Origin of the sequence: Methylobacterium sp. E-046 (assembly GCF_022829625.1) — a bacterium.
GTDB lineage: Bacteria > Pseudomonadota > Alphaproteobacteria > Rhizobiales > Beijerinckiaceae > Methylobacterium > Methylobacterium longum.
In genome coordinates this window covers 70,558-86,056 of sequence record NZ_JAKSYP010000108.1, presented here as the reverse complement: position 1 = coordinate 86,056, position 15,499 = coordinate 70,558, and the positions used below count along the sequence as shown (strand labels likewise).

Sequence of the window (15,499 nt, the reverse complement as noted above, 5' to 3'; positions counted from 1 at the left end):
GGGCGGAGTGGCCGACGGGGTTCCTGCCATGATCCGCCCGACATGACCTGCCTGCGCCTCATCGCCGACGACCTCACCGGCACCCTCGACACGGCTGCAGGCTTCACCGGCCTGTGCGGGTCGATCCCGGTCGCGTGGCCGGAGATCCTGACGGCTGAGGCCGCCGGATGCCTGGCGATGGATTCCGGCACCCGGGAGCTGTCGGCGGAGGCCGCCGGGCGGATCGTCGGAGGCCTCGCGTCCCGGCTGGACGGCGCCGACATCGCCTTCAAGAAGGTCGACAGCCTGCTGCGCGGTCCCTGGGCGGCGGAACTCGCGGCGGTGCTGCGGACCGGGGCCTGGGAGCGCTGCGTCGTGGCGCCGGCCTTCCCGTTCCAGGGCCGCCGCACGGAGGGCGGGTATCAGCTCGCCCGACGGGGCGGCGGCTTCGAGCCGGTCTCGGGCGACATCGCCGAGGCCTTGCGGGCCGTCGGATTGCCGGCGCGCCGGGCCAGCGTGGCCGAGGGCCCGGTCGCGGGCGTGGCCGTCTACGACGCGGGCAAGGATCCCGACCTCGTCCAGGTGGCCGCGCTCGGCGGCGACGGGCCGGTGCTCTGGTGCGGCAGCGGCGGCCTCGCGGCCGCCCTGGCGGGAGACGCGGCGGCCCCGGGCGACGACCGGCTCGTCGGCCCCGTGCTCGGACTGTTCGGCTCCGACCGGCCCGAGACCGCGGCGCAGCTCGCGGCCTGCGGCGGCCACCACCTCGTCCTGTCGGCGCAGGACCCGGATCAGGCCGGCGCGGTGGCCGCGCGCCTCGACCGGGACGGCGTCGCCCTGGCGAGCCTCGCGCTGCCCGACGGGATCGCCCGCGAGGAGGCCGCGGCGCGGATCGCCCGGACCTTCGCGGGCGTGATCGACCGGATCCCGCGGCCCGGCACGCTGCTGGTGGCCGGCGGCGAGACCCTCAAGGCGCTCTGCCTCGCCCTGGGCGTCCTGCGCCTCGACGTCACCGGACAGATCGCCCCGGGTCTGCCCCGCTCGACCCTGCGGGGCGGCCGCTGGGACGGGGTGGCGGTCGTGTCGAAATCGGGCGCCTTCGGAACAGAGGGCGTCTGGCGCGATCTACTCTACGGCAACGGCTTTCCGCGCAGCAGGAGCGACGCGTGACCCCACATCTGGCCATCACCATGGGCGATCCGGCCGGCATCGGGCCGGAGATCATCGTCAAGGCCGCCGCGCGGCTGAAGGATCGGATCGCCGCGGGCGATCTGCGCCTGATGATCATTGGCAGCGCCCCGGCCCTTCACCGGGCGGAGGAGGCCCTGGGCCTTCTCCCCGAGCGGATCCCCGAGGTTTCCGAGGGCGGCGACTGGCCGGCCCTGTGCTGCCTCCAGGCCGACGCGGAGGGCGCGCCGATCGAGCCGGGCCGGCTCTCGGCCGATGGCGGGCGCTTCGCCTACAAGGCGATCGAGGCCGGGGTGCGCCTCGCCATGGCCGGCAAGGTCGGCGGCATCGTCACGGCGCCGCTTAACAAGGAGGCGCTCAACAAGGCCGGCTACCACTATGCCGGCCACACCGAGATGCTGGCGGAGCTGACCGGCGTGCGCGGCTCGGTGATGATGCTGGCCCATGGCAACATGCGGGTCTCCCACGTCACGACCCACGTGGCCCTGGAGGACGTGCCGAAGCGCCTGACCCCGGAGCGCCTGCGCCTCGTCATCGACCTCACCGACAAGGCCCTGAAGGGGCTGGGCTTGGCCAAGCCGAAGATCGCCGTGGCGGCGCTCAACCCCCATGCCGGCGAGGGCGGCCTGTTCGGACGCCAGGACATCGATGTCAGCGCCCCGGTGATCGCGCAGGCCAACGCCGACGGGCTCGACATCCACGGGCCGGTGCCGGGCGACACGGTGTTCGTGAAGCTGCGCGCGGGCCAGTACGACGCGGTGGTGGCGATGTACCACGACCAGGGTCACATCCCGGTGAAGCTCCTCGGCTTCGAGATCGACCCGGCCACGGGCAAGTGGATGGACCTGTCGGGCGTGAACGTCACCCTCGGCCTGCCGATCATCCGGACCTCGGTCGATCACGGCACCGCCTTCGACATCGCCGGCACCGGGATCGCCAACGAGCGCAGCCTGATCGAGGCGATCGAGTTCGCCGAGCGGCTGGCGGCCAATCGTCAGGCCGCGTGAGGATCGGCGGATGCGGAGGACGGGCCGTCGGACAGGGACGGCCCAGGACGTCCGACCCGCCTCCGCGTCCTGAGAGGCCGGGCGGCGCAAACCTCCAAGGACGGTTCCGGGGGTCGCGAGTCCCCCTGGCGCTCGCCGTCGCGGCCCGCCGACTCGGGCACCCCGGGATGAGGGGGTGGACGGGCGAGGCGGGGTGAGCGGACGCCGCTCGCGGTCGGGTTGCACCGGCACGTCGAGGTGGCGCGACGCCCGACCGATCAAGCGTGTTTCACGTGAAACAAAACGGGAACACGACGCTCAGCGGGCGTCGACCCGGCCGCCCTCCTCCAGGGCCTCGCAGGCGAAGGGCGAAGGCGGCGCCTCGACGCCGCGCCAGCGGCCGTAGACCCAGGGGCGGTACCACGCCCCCCCCTGCGGCACCCGCTCCGGCACGAGGTCGATCCCATGGGTACCGAACGGTCCACAGCGACAGATCCGGGCGAATCCCATCCAGCCGCCGGGCCACAGCCCGTGCCGGGCGATGGCCGTGTCGGTGTATTCCGAGCAGCTCGGCCAGTGGCGGCACTGGCGGCCGATCAGGCCCGACAGGGTGAGCTGGTAGCCGCGAATCACCCAATGCGCGGCCCGCCGGGCCATGCCGTCAGGCGGCCTGCCGCTTGGCGGCGATCTGGTCGAGGGCATCCACCACCGCGTCGAAGGTCAGGAGCGTGGAGGCGTGGCGCGCCTTGAACTCCCGCACCGGCTCCAGCACCGCGAGGTCCGCCCAGGCGCCGTCGGGCGCGGGGCCGCTCTCCCTGAGCATCGCCCGCATGGTCTCGCGGACGCCCCGCAGCTCGTCCGCGCTGGCGCCGACCACGTGGCGGCCCATCAGCGACGAGGAGGCTTGCCCCAGCGCGCAGGCCCGGACCTCCTGGGCGAAGTCGGCCACCCGGCCATCGTCGCCGAGGACGAGGTCGACCGTCACGGTCGAACCGCACAACCGGGAATGCGCAGTGGCACTGGCGTCCGGATTCTCCAGCCGGCCGAGCCGGGGGATGTCGGCGGCGAGTTCCAGGATACGGCGGTTGTAGATGTCGTCGAGCATCGGGTCCTCGGCCGGGTACGCCAATCTCATCGGGAATCTGCCGCGCGGCTCGCGCATTGCGCGTTGCCCCGCGAACGATGATATAGGCCCCTTGCGGTCGCTTCGCGAGGAGGCGGGCCGTCGACCAGGGTCGCGCCCACGGCCACGGTGGTTTCAAAGGCTTCAGTCCATCCGGGGCGCCGGCTCGAAACCTTTTCGAGCCCGGGATCTTCCCTCGAACGCCCGACGCGATCCGACGATGTACGCCAAGCCTGACAGCACCCCGATGAAGTCCCGCATCGCGCGGGCCGGAGATGCCATGGATGCCGCCCTCAAATCCTTGTCCTATCAGGGCGACGCGCCGGGTTTCGACCGGAACGGTCTCGACGGGCAAGGGCTGAACGGCATGCGCAATGACGATCGGCCGGTGAATGACGGCCGTCCCGTCGAGGTCGCGCCCGAGCCGGTCTCCGCCACCCGCGTCCCTGACGGGATCGAGACCGGTCGCCCGAGCCGCGCCGAGGCCGAGGCCGCCGTGCGCACGCTCCTGCGCTGGGCCGGCGACGATCCGACCCGCGAGGGCCTGCTCGACACCCCCACCCGGGTCACCAAGGCGTACGAGCAGCTGTTCGGCGGCTACAGCGTCGATGCCGAGAAACTGCTGGAGCGCGTCTTCGAGGAGGTCGAGGGCTACTCGGACATCGTGCTGGTGCGCGACATCCCGTTCCACTCCCACTGCGAGCACCACATGGTGCCGTTCATGGGGCTCGCCCACATCGCCTATTACCCGACCCGGGGCGTGGTCGGCCTGTCGAAGCTCGCCCGCGTGGTCGACACCTTCGCCCGGCGCCTGCAGACGCAGGAGACGATGACCGCCCAGATCGCCGACGTGATCGAGAGCATCCTCAAGCCCCGCGGCGTCGCCGTGATGGTCGAGGCAGAGCATCTCTGCATGGCGATGCGCGGCGTGCAGAAGGCCGGCGTCTCGACCATCACCAGCCAGTTCCGGGGCGTCTTCAAGGACAATGCCAACGAACAGGTCCGCTTCCTGACCCTGGTGCGCGGCGGCGCCAAGTAGTCCCGGGCGGCGTCTCGACCATGACCGCGCGCGACATCGCCTTCGCTCCCCCCGGCACCCGCGCCGAGGTCGAGGAGGGGCCTGCCCTCACGCCCCGCTTCGACCGGGATGGTCTCGTGGCCTGCATCGCGGTGGACGCGCGGGACGGGCAGGTGCTGATGCTCGCCCACATGAACGCCGAGTCGCTGGCGCGCACGCTCGAGACCGGCGAGGCCTGGTACTGGTCGCGCTCCCGCCAGGAACTCTGGCACAAGGGCGCGACCAGCGGCCAGATCCAGCGCGTCGTGGAGATGCGGGTCGATTGCGACCAGGACGCCCTGCTGATCCGCGTCGAGGTCGGCGGCGACGGGGGTTGCTGCCACACCGGGCGGCGGGACTGCTTCTACCGCAGCGTCGTCCGGGAGGCGGACGGCCAAATCGTCCTGAAGGCCGCCGGGCGATGAGCCCGTCCCTTGCCACGGCGCGGTGGCAAGAGTGTCCAGCCGTCCCCCATTTCCTGCCCGGCACCGTCGAACCGATCCGCCCGGCGCCCCGCGCCGGTCCGCGGATCGGGCTCGCGCTCGGCGGCGGCTCGGCCCGGGGCTGGGCGCATATCGGCGTGCTGCGCGCCCTGGAGGAGGCCGGCATCCACCCGACCGTGGTGGCGGGCTGCTCGATCGGCGCGGTGGTCGGCGCCTGCTACGCCGCGGGGCGGCTCGACCGCCTGGAAGCCTTCGCCCGGACGCTGACCCGCCGCCGGGTGGTCGGGCTCATCGATCCGCGCCTGCCCGGCTCCGGCCTGATCGCCGGCAACCGCCTGCGCCAGAGGCTCTTCGCCGATCTCGGCACGCGCCGGATCGAGGACCTGCCGATCCGCTTCGGCTGCGTCGCCACCGAGTACGGCACCGGCCACGAGGTGAGCCTGACCGACGGGCCCGCCGTGGATGCGGTGCGCGCCTCCTACGCGATCCCCGGCCTGTTCCCGCCGGTCACCCACGAGGGCCGGGTGCTGATGGACGGCACGCTGGTCAATCCAGTCCCGGTGGCGCTGGCCCGCGCCCTCGGGGCCGATCTCGTGATCTGCGTGAACCTCAACGGCGACACCGGCGGCCCGGTCGTGCACGAGGTTCCGGCGCCGCCGCCGCGGCGCAGCTTCCTGCAGGTGATGCGCGGGCGCCTGCCGGGCTTCGAGAGTTCCGAGCCGGAGATCCCCGTTCCGGGCCTCGCCCGGGTGGTGCTCGGCGCCTTCAACATCACGCAGGACCGGATCTCCCGGGCACGGCTGGAGCGCGACCCGCCCGACGTCGCCATCGGCCCGGACGTCGGGTCCTTCGGCCTGTTCGACTTCCACAAGGCCGCCGAGGGGATCGCCATCGGCCACCGGGCCGCGCGGGCCGCGCTTCCGCGTATCCGCGCCGTGGTCGAGGGCGCGGCCGCGCGGGCGTGACGGATTCGGGGACCGATCCGTCCGATCGGATCGCCTCATCCTGAGGGGCCGCAACGGCGGCGTGGGAGGAGGCCTCCAGGGATCGCGCCACCGGCTGGCGGGCCCCTTTCGCGGCCCTGCGGCGCTCCGCCACCGCAGGACGAAGCCGCGGGTTCGACGGTTCCGGACTGGAATCCCGCCGGCTTCGGTCCCACACCCCTCATCCGGCTTTCGCGGCCGCCTGCGATGGCCGCCCGGCACGCTGGAGGGCTTCCCACGTCCGCAAGTCGCCGTCAGATCCTGCTGTCCGGAGGCGCCGACCTCGTCGGGCTGGCCTCCGGCCTCGGGCGCCCCGGCCTCAGCCGTGCCGCCGACCGGCCGGTCCTGACCCACGGCCTCCAGTCGGGCGATGTCGGCACCGACGCCGCCATGGTCTGGGCCCGGTCCGACCGGCCCGCCCGGGCGGTCATCGAGTGGGCGACCACCGAGAGCTTCGCCGACATCCGCGGCGGCGTCTTCGCCGACGCCCTGCCGGAGACCGACGGCACCGGGAAGGTGGCGCTGACCGGGCTGCCGCCCGGCCAAGACTACGACCCCGACCGGGCGCAGTCCCAGGATTTCGACCCGTTCTGGGAGTTCGTCTCCGGACCGCTGCACGCCGGGACCTTCGGACCGAACGCCCTCGACGACACGTTCGGGCCGCAGCTGCGGTTCGTGAAGGCACCCGATCAGGGTCAGGTGAACCTTTCGCCGGCCACCGGCTACCAGTTCTTCGGCCACGTGGCGGTGGACGGCGCCACCGAGCAGATGACCGTGACCCTCAAGGACGCGGCCGATACCGACCTCTGGCGCGTCACGCTCGATCCCATGAAGGCCTGAGGCGCCGTCACCCGCCCGTGCGGGCCTAGCGGCCCGGATGGCGCACGCGTCCTCCCCTCCCCTTCCGCGGGGGGAGGGAGAGCCGCGGAGCCGAGGGTGCCTACGCCATGGTGATGTAGTCGCGCAGCGCCTGATGCTCGGCCTGGACCGTGGCGATCTTGCGGGCCACCACGTCCCCGATCGACACCAAGCCGATCAGCCGGCCGTCCTCGCAGACCGGCACGTGGCGGAAGCGGCCTTCGGTCATCAGTGTCATGACCTCCTCGATCGTCGTGCTCTTGCCGCAGGTGGTGACGGCGGCGGTCATGTGGGCCGAGGCCGGCGCGTCGAAGGCCGAGCCCCCGTGCCGGGCCAGCGCCCGCATGATGTCGCGCTCGGAGATGATGCCGGCCACGGCACCGTCCGGATGGGCCACCACGAGGGCGCCGATCCGCTTGTCGGCGAGGATCTGGATCACCTCATCGAGGCTCCTGTCGGGGCTCACGGTGACGACGGAGCTGCCCTTCTCGGCGAGGATGCGTGCGACGGTCATGGCTCTCTCCCTTGTGACGCGGCCGGTGCGCCGTCAGCCCGCGGCGCCCGTGATACGCTGCCGGCCGGGTAGGCCCCGGCACTTTCACATTATGGCGAGTGTGTGACCTATCCGGCGCGTTGGCAAGGTGCTCGGCCCGCCGTGCTCAGCGCGGTCGTGCCACCCGCGGATCGAGGAGCGGGAAGAGCAGGAAGCCCGCGATGAAGCCGCCCAGATGCGCGTCCCACGCGATGGCGGCGTTCTCGCCCACGAGGGGCACGCTGACGAGGCCGAAGAGCAGGTTGGTCAGCAGCCAGATCACCAGGAAGGAAACCGCCGTCCTGTTGCGCAGAAGCTCCGGGATCGTCTCGGCGGGCCGGGGGGGCGCCACCTGCCAGGACGGCCCCTGATAGCCCGAGGCCGGCGGCTGGAACACGAAGCGGGCCGCGGCGGCCATGAGGGCCGAGATCCCCGCCGAGGCGCCGACCAGCGGACCTGCGCTCAGGGGATCGATGAGGATGTGCAGGAGCCCGCCGGCCGCCGTGCCGGCCAGCGCGAGCGCCCCGAACCGCAGGGCGCCGCAGCGCCGGGCCACCGGCGAGCCGAAGGCGGCGAGCCAGACGCTGTTGAAGATCACGTGCATCCACGACCCGTGCAGCAGGGCGTAGGTGACGAGCGTCCAGGGCTGGAGCGCGTGCTCGCCCACGATGTAGCGGGCGAAGGCTTGGCGTGCCGCCTCCAGGCCGGCATCGCCGCCCTCGGCCGCGGCGCGGACCACGTCGGCGGCCCGGCCGGGATCGAACCACACCGTCCAGCGCGCCGGCACGAGGGCGAGGTCGAGGACGACGCGGATGTCCAGGGTATCCGGCAGCAGGAACTCGCGCACCGCCTGGATCGCCAGGAGCAGCCCGATGGAGAGCGTCACCACCCCGGGCAGGTTGAAGACGGGCACGCGGCTCTGGCGCGGAAATTCGGGGGAGGCATCCATCGCGGCACCATGTCGGGGCTTGCGACGGCTACACAAGACCCAACGATATTCGTGCCTGCCGATGAAGACCAATTCTGTGTGATATTCAAACCATTCTCCGGGCGATCGCCCGTCGAGAGAGCCGCCGCATCCGGTACGAGCCCCAGCCCGGATCCGCCGACACCTTGACCGTTCCGAAGCGGATCGGCACGGCGTGTGCGCCGATACGCCGTGAACACCCGGTTCGACCGGCCACAGCCTCGCGGATGTGCCAGATCGGGCCAGGGATGAACGACAGGCGTTTAGAGTCGGGACACCGATGAAGCATCCCACCAGCCGCATGCTCCATGCCTATTGGGAGCGCCTGCGCGGAGAGCGGGCCGCGCCGGAGCGCGCCGAGATCGAGCCGGGCGAGATCCGCCACCTCCTCGCCGACAGCCTGATCCTGGAACTCGACATGGCGTCCCGCGAGGCCACCATCCGCCTCGCGGGGACGCGGGTCTGCGCCCTGTACGGTCAGGAGCTGAAGGGCGCGCCCTTCTCCCGGCTCTGGGGCTCGCAGGCGCCGGACCCCTGGCGGATCGTCGAGATCGTGGCCAGCGACACCCTCGGCGTCGTGGCGGGCCTGCGCGCCACCAACACCGCCGGCGAGGAGGCGGATCTCGAACTGCTGCTCCTGCCGCTGCGACATCGCGGCCGCACGCAGGTCCGCGCCCTCGGCACCCTGAGCCTCGACGGTGCGCCGCACTGGATCGGCCTGCGCCCGCTGGTGCAGGCGGACACCGCCTCCCTGCGCATCCTGCCGAGCCGCAGGCCGGAGGCCGGGCCGCCCGCGCGGCCGGCGGTCAGGACAGGCGCGGGGTATCCGGGGCCGGTGCGCCGCGGCCACCTCCTCGTCCATGCCGGCGGCCGGATCTGATGCGGTCCCGCCGCGAGAGATAGCGAATTCCCCGTTCGAAGTATTTTACATCCACAGCAAAAGACGGTGGCCGCACAGTCACCCTGATTGTTCGAGCCGGAGATCAACGGCGGAAACATCGACGCAGCCGCTGCCGGATCGGCCCGGGAAAAGGGTTTCGTAACAGTCCGATTCTAGTCTGTGGCTTCGATTATCGCGGCGCAGGACCAATTTCGGGATGATCGCGGTCGACGCCACCGCCAGAACGATGCGCCGCGTAGCGCTGGAACCGGCCCGCGGCGCCGCCGACGCGCGCCGGTTCCAGCGCGTGCGGGTCGCGGTCCTCGGCCGCTACATGCTGGCGGACCGGCGGGAATACCCCTGCCAGACCGTGGACATGTCGCCGGGCGGCGTGCGCCTGACCTGTGCGGTCCAGGGCGAGCTGGGCGAGCGGGTGGTGCTCTACCTGGAGCATATCGGCCGGATCGAGGGCATCATCGCGCGCCACTGCGCGGACGGCTTCGCGGTTCAGCTCAACGCCACGCTGCGCAAGCGCGACAAGCTCGCGTCCCAGCTGACGTGGCTCGCCAACCGGGAAATGCTGGGGCTGCCGGAGGGACGCTCCCACGAGCGCCTCGTGCCGACCCAGACGGCGGTGCTCCTGCGGATCGAGGGCGGCCGGGAGATCCCGGCCCGCCTCATCGACATCTCGATGTCCGGCGTCGCCATCGCCTGCCCGTTCGCCCTTCCGCTCGGCGCCGCCGTGACGGTGGGCAGCACCCCGGGCCGGCTGGTGCGCTACTTCGAGGGCGGCTTCGGCGTGCAGTTCTTGCTGCCGCTCTCCCCCGACCGCTTCCACGCCGGGATGACCCTGTAGGAGCCCGCTCACCCGCGGCGCGGGCTTCCGGGAATACGACGGGGCTCGCGGCGGGGTGACCCCGCCGGCCGCCGCCGGTGTCGCGGGCCCTTCCGAAGCCCCTGGTCGAGGCCTCCGCCGCGCGGGTCCTGGGGGCCGGCCGGTCAGATCTTCCTGGCGAGCTGCGCGGCGGTGTCCGCCGCCGGCCGCGACAGGTCGAGGGCGCCGAGGAAGCGGTTCTGGGCGTCCATCACGTACACGAGGGCGGTGTGCTCCATCGTGTAGTCCCCCGCCTTGCCGGGGACCTTGCGGGCATAGGCGCGATAAGCCTTCTCGGTGGCGGCCACCTGCTCGGGCGAGCCGGTGAGGCCGGTGATGCGCGGATCGAAGCTCGACAGGTACGTCTTCAGGCTCGCCGGATCATCGCGCTCCGGATCGACGGTGATGAAGGCGACCCGCATCCGCTCGCCCTTCGGCCCGAGGGCGGCCAGCACGTCCGAGATCTGCTGCAGGGTCGTGGGGCAGACATCCGGGCAGTGGGTGAAGCCGAAGAACAGCAGGTGCGTCGCGCCGGCGAAGTCGCGCTCGGTGACCGTGCGCCCGTCCTGATCCACCAGCGTGAACGGCCCGCCCACGGCGGGGACGCCCACCGGCGCCTTCTCGGGCAGGAAGGCGAACACAGCCGCCCCGGTGATGCCGACGAGGCCGAGGCAGAAGGCGAGAAGCGGGATGAGGGCGCGGCGCATGGACGGGTTCCGACCTCCGGGGAAGGCCGGCACAGCACACAACGGCGCGCCGAGGCAAGCCGACGAAGCGCCGCCGGCCCTCTTCGGTCCCCGCCGGGGACCTCCGTCAGGGCTTCCGCGTCGGCTCGCCCGCCGGGCTCGCGGGGGCGGCGCCCTTCGGCGGCTCCTTGCCCAGGTAGACGTATTCCGGCGCGGCGCGGAGCTGGTCCTTGGTGGTGTCGATCCGCGCCTGGAGCGTCTTGTCGTCGGTCCGGTCGAGCTTGAGCACGGAGGGGTCGACCGCGACGTATTTCGAGCCGAGCCCCAGGAAGCCGCCGACCCCGATGATCCAGGCCTTCACGGCGCCCTTCTGGTCGAGGACGAAATCCGCGATCTGCCCGATCGTCTCGTTGGCGCCGTTGACGACGCTCGATCCGATCAGCTTGCTGGCGACCATGTCGTCGGGGGCCTGGGCCACGAAGGTGGGGCGCAGGTTGTCCGCCATGGTGGCGGGCTGGCCGGGCGCGGGCGTCGCGGCGCTGCCGCTGCCCGCGCTGGGGCCCGTGCCGGCATTCTGAGCCGAGGCGGTGGCGAGGCCGGCCAGCAGGAGGGCCGAGGCGAGGAGCGGGATGCGCATCGGAGCAGATCTTTCGGACTTCGGGTCGCGGACGAGGGTGGCGCCGCCTCAAGGTTCCGGCGGGGCTTAAGTTCCGCCTCGTCACACCGGCCCCCGGGAACAACGCAGCGCTTTGCCGGCTGCGCGTCGGCGCGGCAGGCCTTTAACGGCGCGGCAGCCCTTAGACGGCGCGGCAACCCTTTGACGGCGCGGCCCCGGCCCCCCACAAGAGCCGGCCATGCTCCGCCTCGCCCTCTACCAGCCCGACATCCCGCAGAACGCCGGCACGATGCTGCGCATGGCCGCCTGCCTGGGGCTGGCGGTCGAGATCGTGGAGCCGGCGGGCTTCGACGTCTCGGACCGGCACCTGCGCCGCTCGGGCCTCGACTACCTCGACCACGTGGCGATCACCCGGCACCGGTCCTTCGCGGCCTTCGAGGGGTGGCGGGCGGAGTCCGGCACGCGGCTCGTGCTCGCCACGACCTCGGGCGCCCTGCCCTACACGGCGTTCGCGTTCCGCCCCGACGATTGCCTGATGGTGGGGCGCGAATCGGCCGGCGTGCCCGAGGCGGTGCACGCGGCGGCCGATGCGCGGATCGTGGTGCCGATCCGGCCGGGCCTGCGCTCCCTCAACGTCGCGGTGGCGGCCGCGATGATCGCCGGCGAGGCCCTGCGGCAGATGACGGGGCCGTCGCGCGCGGGCATCTCGGCATAGCGACGGCATCCCGGTCGCCCGCCATTCGCGCGCGCGGAGCGGTCGTCGTTCCGGCGGGCCGGTTCAGGCGGCGCTCATCGAGCGAAGGGCCGATCGCCCGAGAAGCCCGCGATCGAGCCCCCGACCGGCCGAGCCTGCAGGCGCGGACGTCCGCGAGCGAGGAGCACCCCGCGGCGAGAAAGCCGGCGTTCCCTCACCTGCGGCGGCATCGCCGCTCGGCGTGCGGATGAAGGTACGCCACGCGATCCTGGCGCGGGACGCCGCCGGCGCGGCCGGAGCATCGGCACGCCCCGGAGGCGGAAAATACCGGGCTGCCGCGGCCGGGAATCTCGAGCCCGTCCTCCGTTCAGGGGAGGCATCCGTCGGGCGTCCGGATCTAGCCTTGGACCCGGCGCAGCGTCCGCGCCCTCAGGGAGGCTATCGATGGCCACTGCCTTGCTCCCCGCGCTCTGGCGCAACCTCGTGCTGTTCGCGCTCGCTTTCGCCGCCGCATCCCTGGCCTTCGGCGCCGTCATGCTGACCGCGCCTCCGACCAGCGTGGCCGCCGGCCTGGAGGCTGGGGCGATCCCGCCGGTCGGCAACTGCGAGTTCCTGCCGGCCGACGACAACAATCGCTGCGTGGTCTACCGGTAAGACCCGGACCGGCTGCCGCGGGACCCCGTCTTCGCCGGCGGGGTCCGGGCATGGGACCGCGCGCGTGCCGCCGATCCGGACTCTAGGCGATCAGTGATTGCGCTCGTCGCCGCGGATCCGGACAGCGGCCACGTCCGTCTGGACGTCATCCAGGACGCAGCGGACGCGCTCCAGGGCGCGTGCGTAGAGTTCGGCGTTGCGGGCGTCGCCGGCACCGTCCGCCGTCTCGTGGCAGAAGCTGTCGAGCAGGTAGGGCATGATCTTGCCGTGGAGCGCCGTGTAGGCGCCCGGGGTCGCCAGCTCGTAGATCACTGCCAGGGCGTGATAGGCCCGGACCAGGACTTCGAGCGCGACATCTGCACTGCGCGTGACCTGTTGATAATCATCGCCGGCCATCTTCCAACTTATATTTTATTGCTGCCCATTGTTCGGGTAACATGCCTCGTTAAGACTGTCGACACAAATGACTGTTAGCTGCCGCACGGGCCCGCCCGCCGGATCGATTGCCGGCGATTTATGGCTTGACTGCAACACTCGCGGGCCTGCGCCCGCCGCCTCACGCAATAGTCTCGCCGCGCAGATACCGGGACGGCCTGATCATGGTCGCGATCTTATGTTCGACCTCGGACAGGACGCTGTTCACGAGATGAGACGCGCCGTCGACCGTGGCGGTGGCAAGAGTTCCGACCCGGCTGGTGTCCTGGATGATGCGGAAATTGTCCTCGACGTAGGCGCGGATCTTCTGCTGCGCGTCGCCGAACTCGCCCGGATGCGCGGTTTCGTAGAGGAGGGCCAAGGCCAGATAGGCACGGCCGATCATGTCGAGCGCCAGCGTCGCGCTCATCTCGGCGTTCGCGGCTTCATCCGGCGGCACGGCGACTGGATTCCTCATCAGACCCGTTTTTACTGAATTAGCACGGCCTTTATCAGACGTCACTCGATCCGAACGCCTTCAACTCAGTTTATTCCTGGGGGCTCAAGGTCCCCGCCGCCCGCGCTCCGGCGGCTCCCCGGCCGGCACGGCCCGGCATGTCAGAATGCGGCGGCTCTCTCACAGCGAGCCCCTTTTCCTCGCCGGCAGCGGTAGTCTCGCGGCGCCAAGCCGATTATCGACACGCGCACGGGCCCGGCCTCGCGGTGCCCGGATAGGTCCGGCCGCGCGCGTCGTGCGGACGTCCAGGAGAGTTGTGACCGTGCCCGACAGCACCCCGCGCCCCGTGATGCTCGCGATCCTCGACGGATGGGGTCTTCGGGACGAGGTCGCCGACAACGCCGTCCAGCAGGCCCGGACCCCGATCTTCGACGGCCTGATGCGGGATCGCCCGCGGGCGCAGCTGCGGACGTTCGGCGGCGATGTGGGCCTGCCCGAGGGCCAGATGGGCAATTCCGAGGTCGGGCACCTCAATATCGGGGCGGGCCGGGTCGTCCTGCAGGATCTGCCGCGCATCGACAGCGCCATCGCGGACGGATCGCTCGCGAAGAACCCCGCCCTCCTCCGGTTCATCGACGCCCTGCGCGCGTCCGGCGGCACCTGTCACCTCGTCGGCCTGCTGTCCCCCGGCGGCGTGCACGCGCACCAGGGCCACGCCGTGGCGCTGGCGCGCCGGCTGGCGGCGGCGGGCGTGCCGGTCCGCCTCCACGGGTTCACCGACGGGCGCGACATGCCGCCCCGGTCGGCCGCCACCTGCGTCGCCACCGTGGAGGCCGCGCTCCCGAGCGGCGCGCGGATCGGCACCCTGTGCGGCCGCTACTACGCGATGGACCGCGACACCCGCTGGGAGCGCGTCCAGATCGCCTACGACGCCCTGACGGCGGCGCGGGGCACCCGCTTCAGCAGGGCCGGCCAGGCGGTGGCCGCCTCCTACGCCGATGACGTCTCCGACGAGTTCATGCGGCCCGCCGTCATCGGCGACTACGCCGGCATGCGGGACGGCGACGGCGTGCTGTGCTTCAACTTCCGCGCCGACCGGACCCGGCAGATCCTGGAGGCCCTCCTCGACCCTGCCTTCGCGGGCTTCCCCCGCGACCGGACGGTCCGGTTCGCCGCCGCCCTGGGCATCGTCCAGTACAGCGTCGAGATCGACGCCTTCACCGAGACCCTGTTCGGGCCCCTCGACCTGCCGAACGGGCTCGGTGAGACCGTGGCGCGCGCCGGCCGCCGGCAGCTGCGCATGGCGGAGACCGAGAAGTACCCGCACGTCACCTACTTCATGAACGGCGGCCGCGAGGCGCCCTTCGAGGGACAGGACGCGGTGCTGGTGCCCTCGCCGAAGGTGGCGACCTACGATCTGCAGCCGGAGATGTCGGCGCCGGAACTCACCGACCGGGCGGTCGAGGCGATCGGCTCGGGACGCTACGACCTCATCATCCTGAACTTCGCCAATCCCGACATGGTCGGCCATACCGGGAGCCTCGCCGCCGCCGTGAAGGCGGTGGAGACGGTCGACGCCTGCCTCGGCCGCGTGGTCGAGGCGGTGACGGCCCAGGGCGGGGCGCTGCTGGTCACCGCCGACCACGGCAATTGCGAGGTGATGCGCGATGCCGAGACCGGCGATGCCCACACCGCCCACACCCTCAACCCCGTGCCGGTGATGCTGGTGGGCGTGGACGGGGTCTCGCTGGCCGACGGCCGGCTGGCCGACGTGGCGCCGACCCTCCTCGACCTGATGGGCCTCGACCAGCCGGCGGAGATGACCGGCGCCTCCCTGATCCGGCGGGCCGGCGGACGCTGAGCCGCCCGGCACGGTGTCCGGTCGGCTGTCCGGTCGGCTGTCCGGCATGGCGGCTGCACCCGGCAGGCCGTCATGCCCGAAACCCTCGCGCCCTGTCCCGCAGCGGAACCGGTTCGTCCCAGGACGGTGCGGGACCTGTGCGGAATCGCCGGCACGGTGGTCGTCTTCTTAAGGGACGCGGGACAAGATCGGATCTGTGAGGCGTGGGTCTCGGCGGGGTCTGCGGGCGCGGAGAGCCGGATGAGGGATA

The 15,499-nt window shown here is 72.1% G+C and carries 18 protein-coding genes and 2 pseudogenes; 12 read left to right on the top strand and 8 right to left on the bottom strand.

Translation table 11 applies throughout. The features are described from left to right. Window positions 1-42: 42 nt before the first annotated feature. Both MKK82_RS10005 and pdxA read left to right on the top strand, forming a co-directional pair. The gene (locus MKK82_RS10005) at window positions 43-1,146 is read left to right on the top strand and encodes a four-carbon acid sugar kinase family protein (protein WP_238285944.1); all 1,104 of its coding nucleotides are present in this window, start codon (window positions 43-45) and stop codon (window positions 1,144-1,146) included. Beyond that, window positions 1,143-2,171 carry a 4-hydroxythreonine-4-phosphate dehydrogenase PdxA gene (pdxA, locus tag MKK82_RS10000; protein ID WP_238285943.1) on the top strand — a complete coding sequence of 343 codons (1,029 nt, stop codon included), beginning with the start codon at window positions 1,143-1,145 and terminating at the stop codon, window positions 2,169-2,171. The genes MKK82_RS10005 and pdxA overlap by 4 nt, the downstream gene beginning before the upstream one ends. Window positions 2,172-2,468: 297 nt before the next feature. Here the strand turns inward: pdxA and yidD are convergent, their stop codons facing one another. Together yidD and MKK82_RS09990 are read right to left on the bottom strand one after the other, a co-directional pair. After that, complete coding sequence (gene yidD / locus MKK82_RS09995; RefSeq protein ID WP_243985490.1) at window positions 2,469-2,807, bottom strand: membrane protein insertion efficiency factor YidD; 339 nt, start codon at window positions 2,805-2,807, stop codon at window positions 2,469-2,471. 4 nt (window positions 2,808-2,811) lie between these two features. Further along, window positions 2,812-3,255 carry an iron-sulfur cluster assembly scaffold protein gene (locus MKK82_RS09990; protein WP_238286001.1) on the bottom strand — a complete coding sequence of 148 codons (444 nt, stop codon included), beginning with the start codon at window positions 3,253-3,255 and terminating at the stop codon, window positions 2,812-2,814. A gap of 238 nt (window positions 3,256-3,493) precedes the next feature. Between MKK82_RS09990 and folE the strand changes: the two genes are divergently transcribed. From folE to MKK82_RS34370, 5 genes and pseudogenes are all read left to right on the top strand, one after another. Then, window positions 3,494-4,312, top strand: a complete 819-nt coding sequence (gene folE, locus MKK82_RS09985) for a GTP cyclohydrolase I FolE (RefSeq protein WP_238285941.1) — start codon at window positions 3,494-3,496, stop codon at window positions 4,310-4,312. Window positions 4,313-4,332: 20 nt separating this feature from the next. Further along, window positions 4,333-4,755, top strand: a complete 423-nt coding sequence (gene hisI, locus MKK82_RS09980) for a phosphoribosyl-AMP cyclohydrolase (protein ID WP_238285940.1) — start codon at window positions 4,333-4,335, stop codon at window positions 4,753-4,755. Then, window positions 4,752-5,738, top strand: coding sequence for a patatin-like phospholipase family protein (locus MKK82_RS09975; protein ID WP_238285938.1), 987 nt, complete (start codon window positions 4,752-4,754; stop codon window positions 5,736-5,738). The genes hisI and MKK82_RS09975 overlap by 4 nt, the downstream gene beginning before the upstream one ends. A 225-nt stretch (window positions 5,739-5,963) precedes the next feature. Further along, window positions 5,964-6,296: pseudogene (locus MKK82_RS34375) on the top strand (PhoD-like phosphatase N-terminal domain-containing protein); the annotation flags it as partial. Between the two features lie 9 nt (window positions 6,297-6,305). Further along, window positions 6,306-6,596: pseudogene (locus tag MKK82_RS34370) on the top strand (alkaline phosphatase D family protein); the annotation flags it as partial. A 100-nt stretch (window positions 6,597-6,696) separates the two neighbouring features. On the opposite strand, the gene MKK82_RS09965 reads toward MKK82_RS34370, so the two are convergent. Both MKK82_RS09965 and MKK82_RS09960 read right to left on the bottom strand, forming a co-directional pair. Next, window positions 6,697-7,128: a CBS domain-containing protein gene (locus MKK82_RS09965; protein WP_243985489.1), complete on the bottom strand. Its 432-nt coding sequence runs from the start codon at window positions 7,126-7,128 to the stop codon at window positions 6,697-6,699. 145 nt (window positions 7,129-7,273) lie between these two features. Next, entirely contained in the window at window positions 7,274-8,095 is an 822-nt protein-coding gene (locus tag MKK82_RS09960) for a rhomboid family intramembrane serine protease (RefSeq protein ID WP_238285934.1), read from the bottom strand. Between the two features lie 298 nt (window positions 8,096-8,393). Between MKK82_RS09960 and MKK82_RS09955 the strand changes: the two genes are divergently transcribed. After that, on the top strand, window positions 8,394-8,993 hold the full coding sequence (locus MKK82_RS09955) for a PAS domain-containing protein (protein ID WP_238285933.1): 600 nt from the start codon (window positions 8,394-8,396) through the stop codon (window positions 8,991-8,993). A 217-nt stretch (window positions 8,994-9,210) separates the two neighbouring features. After that, a complete protein-coding gene (locus MKK82_RS09950) occupies window positions 9,211-9,849 on the top strand; it encodes a PilZ domain-containing protein (RefSeq protein ID WP_238285932.1) in 639 nt (212 codons plus the stop codon). Between the two features lie 143 nt (window positions 9,850-9,992). Here the strand turns inward: MKK82_RS09950 and MKK82_RS09945 are convergent, their stop codons facing one another. Continuing rightward, a complete protein-coding gene (locus MKK82_RS09945) occupies window positions 9,993-10,574 on the bottom strand; it encodes an SCO family protein (protein ID WP_238285931.1) in 582 nt (193 codons plus the stop codon). A gap of 106 nt (window positions 10,575-10,680) precedes the next feature. Continuing rightward, window positions 10,681-11,190: a PRC-barrel domain-containing protein gene (locus tag MKK82_RS09940; protein WP_238285930.1), complete on the bottom strand. Its 510-nt coding sequence runs from the start codon at window positions 11,188-11,190 to the stop codon at window positions 10,681-10,683. Window positions 11,191-11,407: 217 nt separating this feature from the next. Here MKK82_RS09940 and MKK82_RS09935 point away from each other — a divergent pair, with 217 nt between their 5' ends. Continuing rightward, window positions 11,408-11,884, top strand: coding sequence for a tRNA (cytidine(34)-2'-O)-methyltransferase (locus MKK82_RS09935; RefSeq protein ID WP_238285929.1), 477 nt, complete (start codon window positions 11,408-11,410; stop codon window positions 11,882-11,884). A 423-nt stretch (window positions 11,885-12,307) separates the two neighbouring features. After that, entirely contained in the window at window positions 12,308-12,517 is a 210-nt protein-coding gene (locus MKK82_RS09930) for a hypothetical protein (protein WP_238285928.1), read from the top strand. A 90-nt stretch (window positions 12,518-12,607) separates the two neighbouring features. Here the strand turns inward: MKK82_RS09930 and MKK82_RS09925 are convergent, their stop codons facing one another. Continuing rightward, the gene (locus MKK82_RS09925; RefSeq protein WP_238285927.1) at window positions 12,608-12,913 is read right to left on the bottom strand and encodes a hypothetical protein; all 306 of its coding nucleotides are present in this window, start codon (window positions 12,911-12,913) and stop codon (window positions 12,608-12,610) included. A gap of 160 nt (window positions 12,914-13,073) precedes the next feature. Next, window positions 13,074-13,409: a hypothetical protein gene (locus MKK82_RS09920; protein ID WP_238285926.1), complete on the bottom strand. Its 336-nt coding sequence runs from the start codon at window positions 13,407-13,409 to the stop codon at window positions 13,074-13,076. A gap of 328 nt (window positions 13,410-13,737) precedes the next feature. Here MKK82_RS09920 and gpmI point away from each other — a divergent pair, with 328 nt between their 5' ends. Beyond that, on the top strand, window positions 13,738-15,249 hold the full coding sequence (gpmI, locus tag MKK82_RS09915) for a 2,3-bisphosphoglycerate-independent phosphoglycerate mutase (protein WP_238285999.1): 1,512 nt from the start codon (window positions 13,738-13,740) through the stop codon (window positions 15,247-15,249). Window positions 15,250-15,499 lie beyond the last annotated feature (250 nt).

Bases quoted from the DNA above. Each gene is read 5' to 3' on its own strand.
- MKK82_RS09935 (WP_238285929.1), top strand. From the start codon at position 11,408: ATGCTCCGCCTCGCCCTCTACCAGCCCGACATCCCGCAGAACGCCGGC.
- MKK82_RS09975 (WP_238285938.1), top strand. From the start codon at position 4,752: ATGAGCCCGTCCCTTGCCACGGCGCGGTGGCAAGAGTGTCCAGCCGTC.
- hisI (WP_238285940.1), top strand. From the start codon at position 4,333: ATGACCGCGCGCGACATCGCCTTCGCTCCCCCCGGCACCCGCGCCGAG.
- MKK82_RS09925 (WP_238285927.1), bottom strand. From the start codon at position 12,913: ATGGCCGGCGATGATTATCAACAGGTCACGCGCAGTGCAGATGTCGCG.
- gpmI (WP_238285999.1), top strand. From the start codon at position 13,738: ATGCTCGCGATCCTCGACGGATGGGGTCTTCGGGACGAGGTCGCCGAC.
- MKK82_RS09960 (WP_238285934.1), bottom strand. From the start codon at position 8,095: ATGGATGCCTCCCCCGAATTTCCGCGCCAGAGCCGCGTGCCCGTCTTC.
- MKK82_RS09940 (WP_238285930.1), bottom strand. From the start codon at position 11,190: ATGCGCATCCCGCTCCTCGCCTCGGCCCTCCTGCTGGCCGGCCTCGCC.
- yidD (WP_243985490.1), bottom strand. From the start codon at position 2,807: ATGGCCCGGCGGGCCGCGCATTGGGTGATTCGCGGCTACCAGCTCACC.
- MKK82_RS09930 (WP_238285928.1), top strand. From the start codon at position 12,308: ATGGCCACTGCCTTGCTCCCCGCGCTCTGGCGCAACCTCGTGCTGTTC.
- MKK82_RS09920 (WP_238285926.1), bottom strand. From the start codon at position 13,409: ATGAGGAATCCAGTCGCCGTGCCGCCGGATGAAGCCGCGAACGCCGAG.
- MKK82_RS09945 (WP_238285931.1), bottom strand. From the start codon at position 10,574: ATGCGCCGCGCCCTCATCCCGCTTCTCGCCTTCTGCCTCGGCCTCGTC.
- MKK82_RS09950 (WP_238285932.1), top strand. From the start codon at position 9,211: ATGATCGCGGTCGACGCCACCGCCAGAACGATGCGCCGCGTAGCGCTG.
- MKK82_RS09990 (WP_238286001.1), bottom strand. From the start codon at position 3,255: ATGCTCGACGACATCTACAACCGCCGTATCCTGGAACTCGCCGCCGAC.
- MKK82_RS09955 (WP_238285933.1), top strand. From the start codon at position 8,394: ATGAAGCATCCCACCAGCCGCATGCTCCATGCCTATTGGGAGCGCCTG.
- MKK82_RS10005 (WP_238285944.1), top strand. From the start codon at position 43: ATGACCTGCCTGCGCCTCATCGCCGACGACCTCACCGGCACCCTCGAC.
- folE (WP_238285941.1), top strand. From the start codon at position 3,494: ATGTACGCCAAGCCTGACAGCACCCCGATGAAGTCCCGCATCGCGCGG.
- MKK82_RS09965 (WP_243985489.1), bottom strand. From the start codon at position 7,128: ATGACCGTCGCACGCATCCTCGCCGAGAAGGGCAGCTCCGTCGTCACC.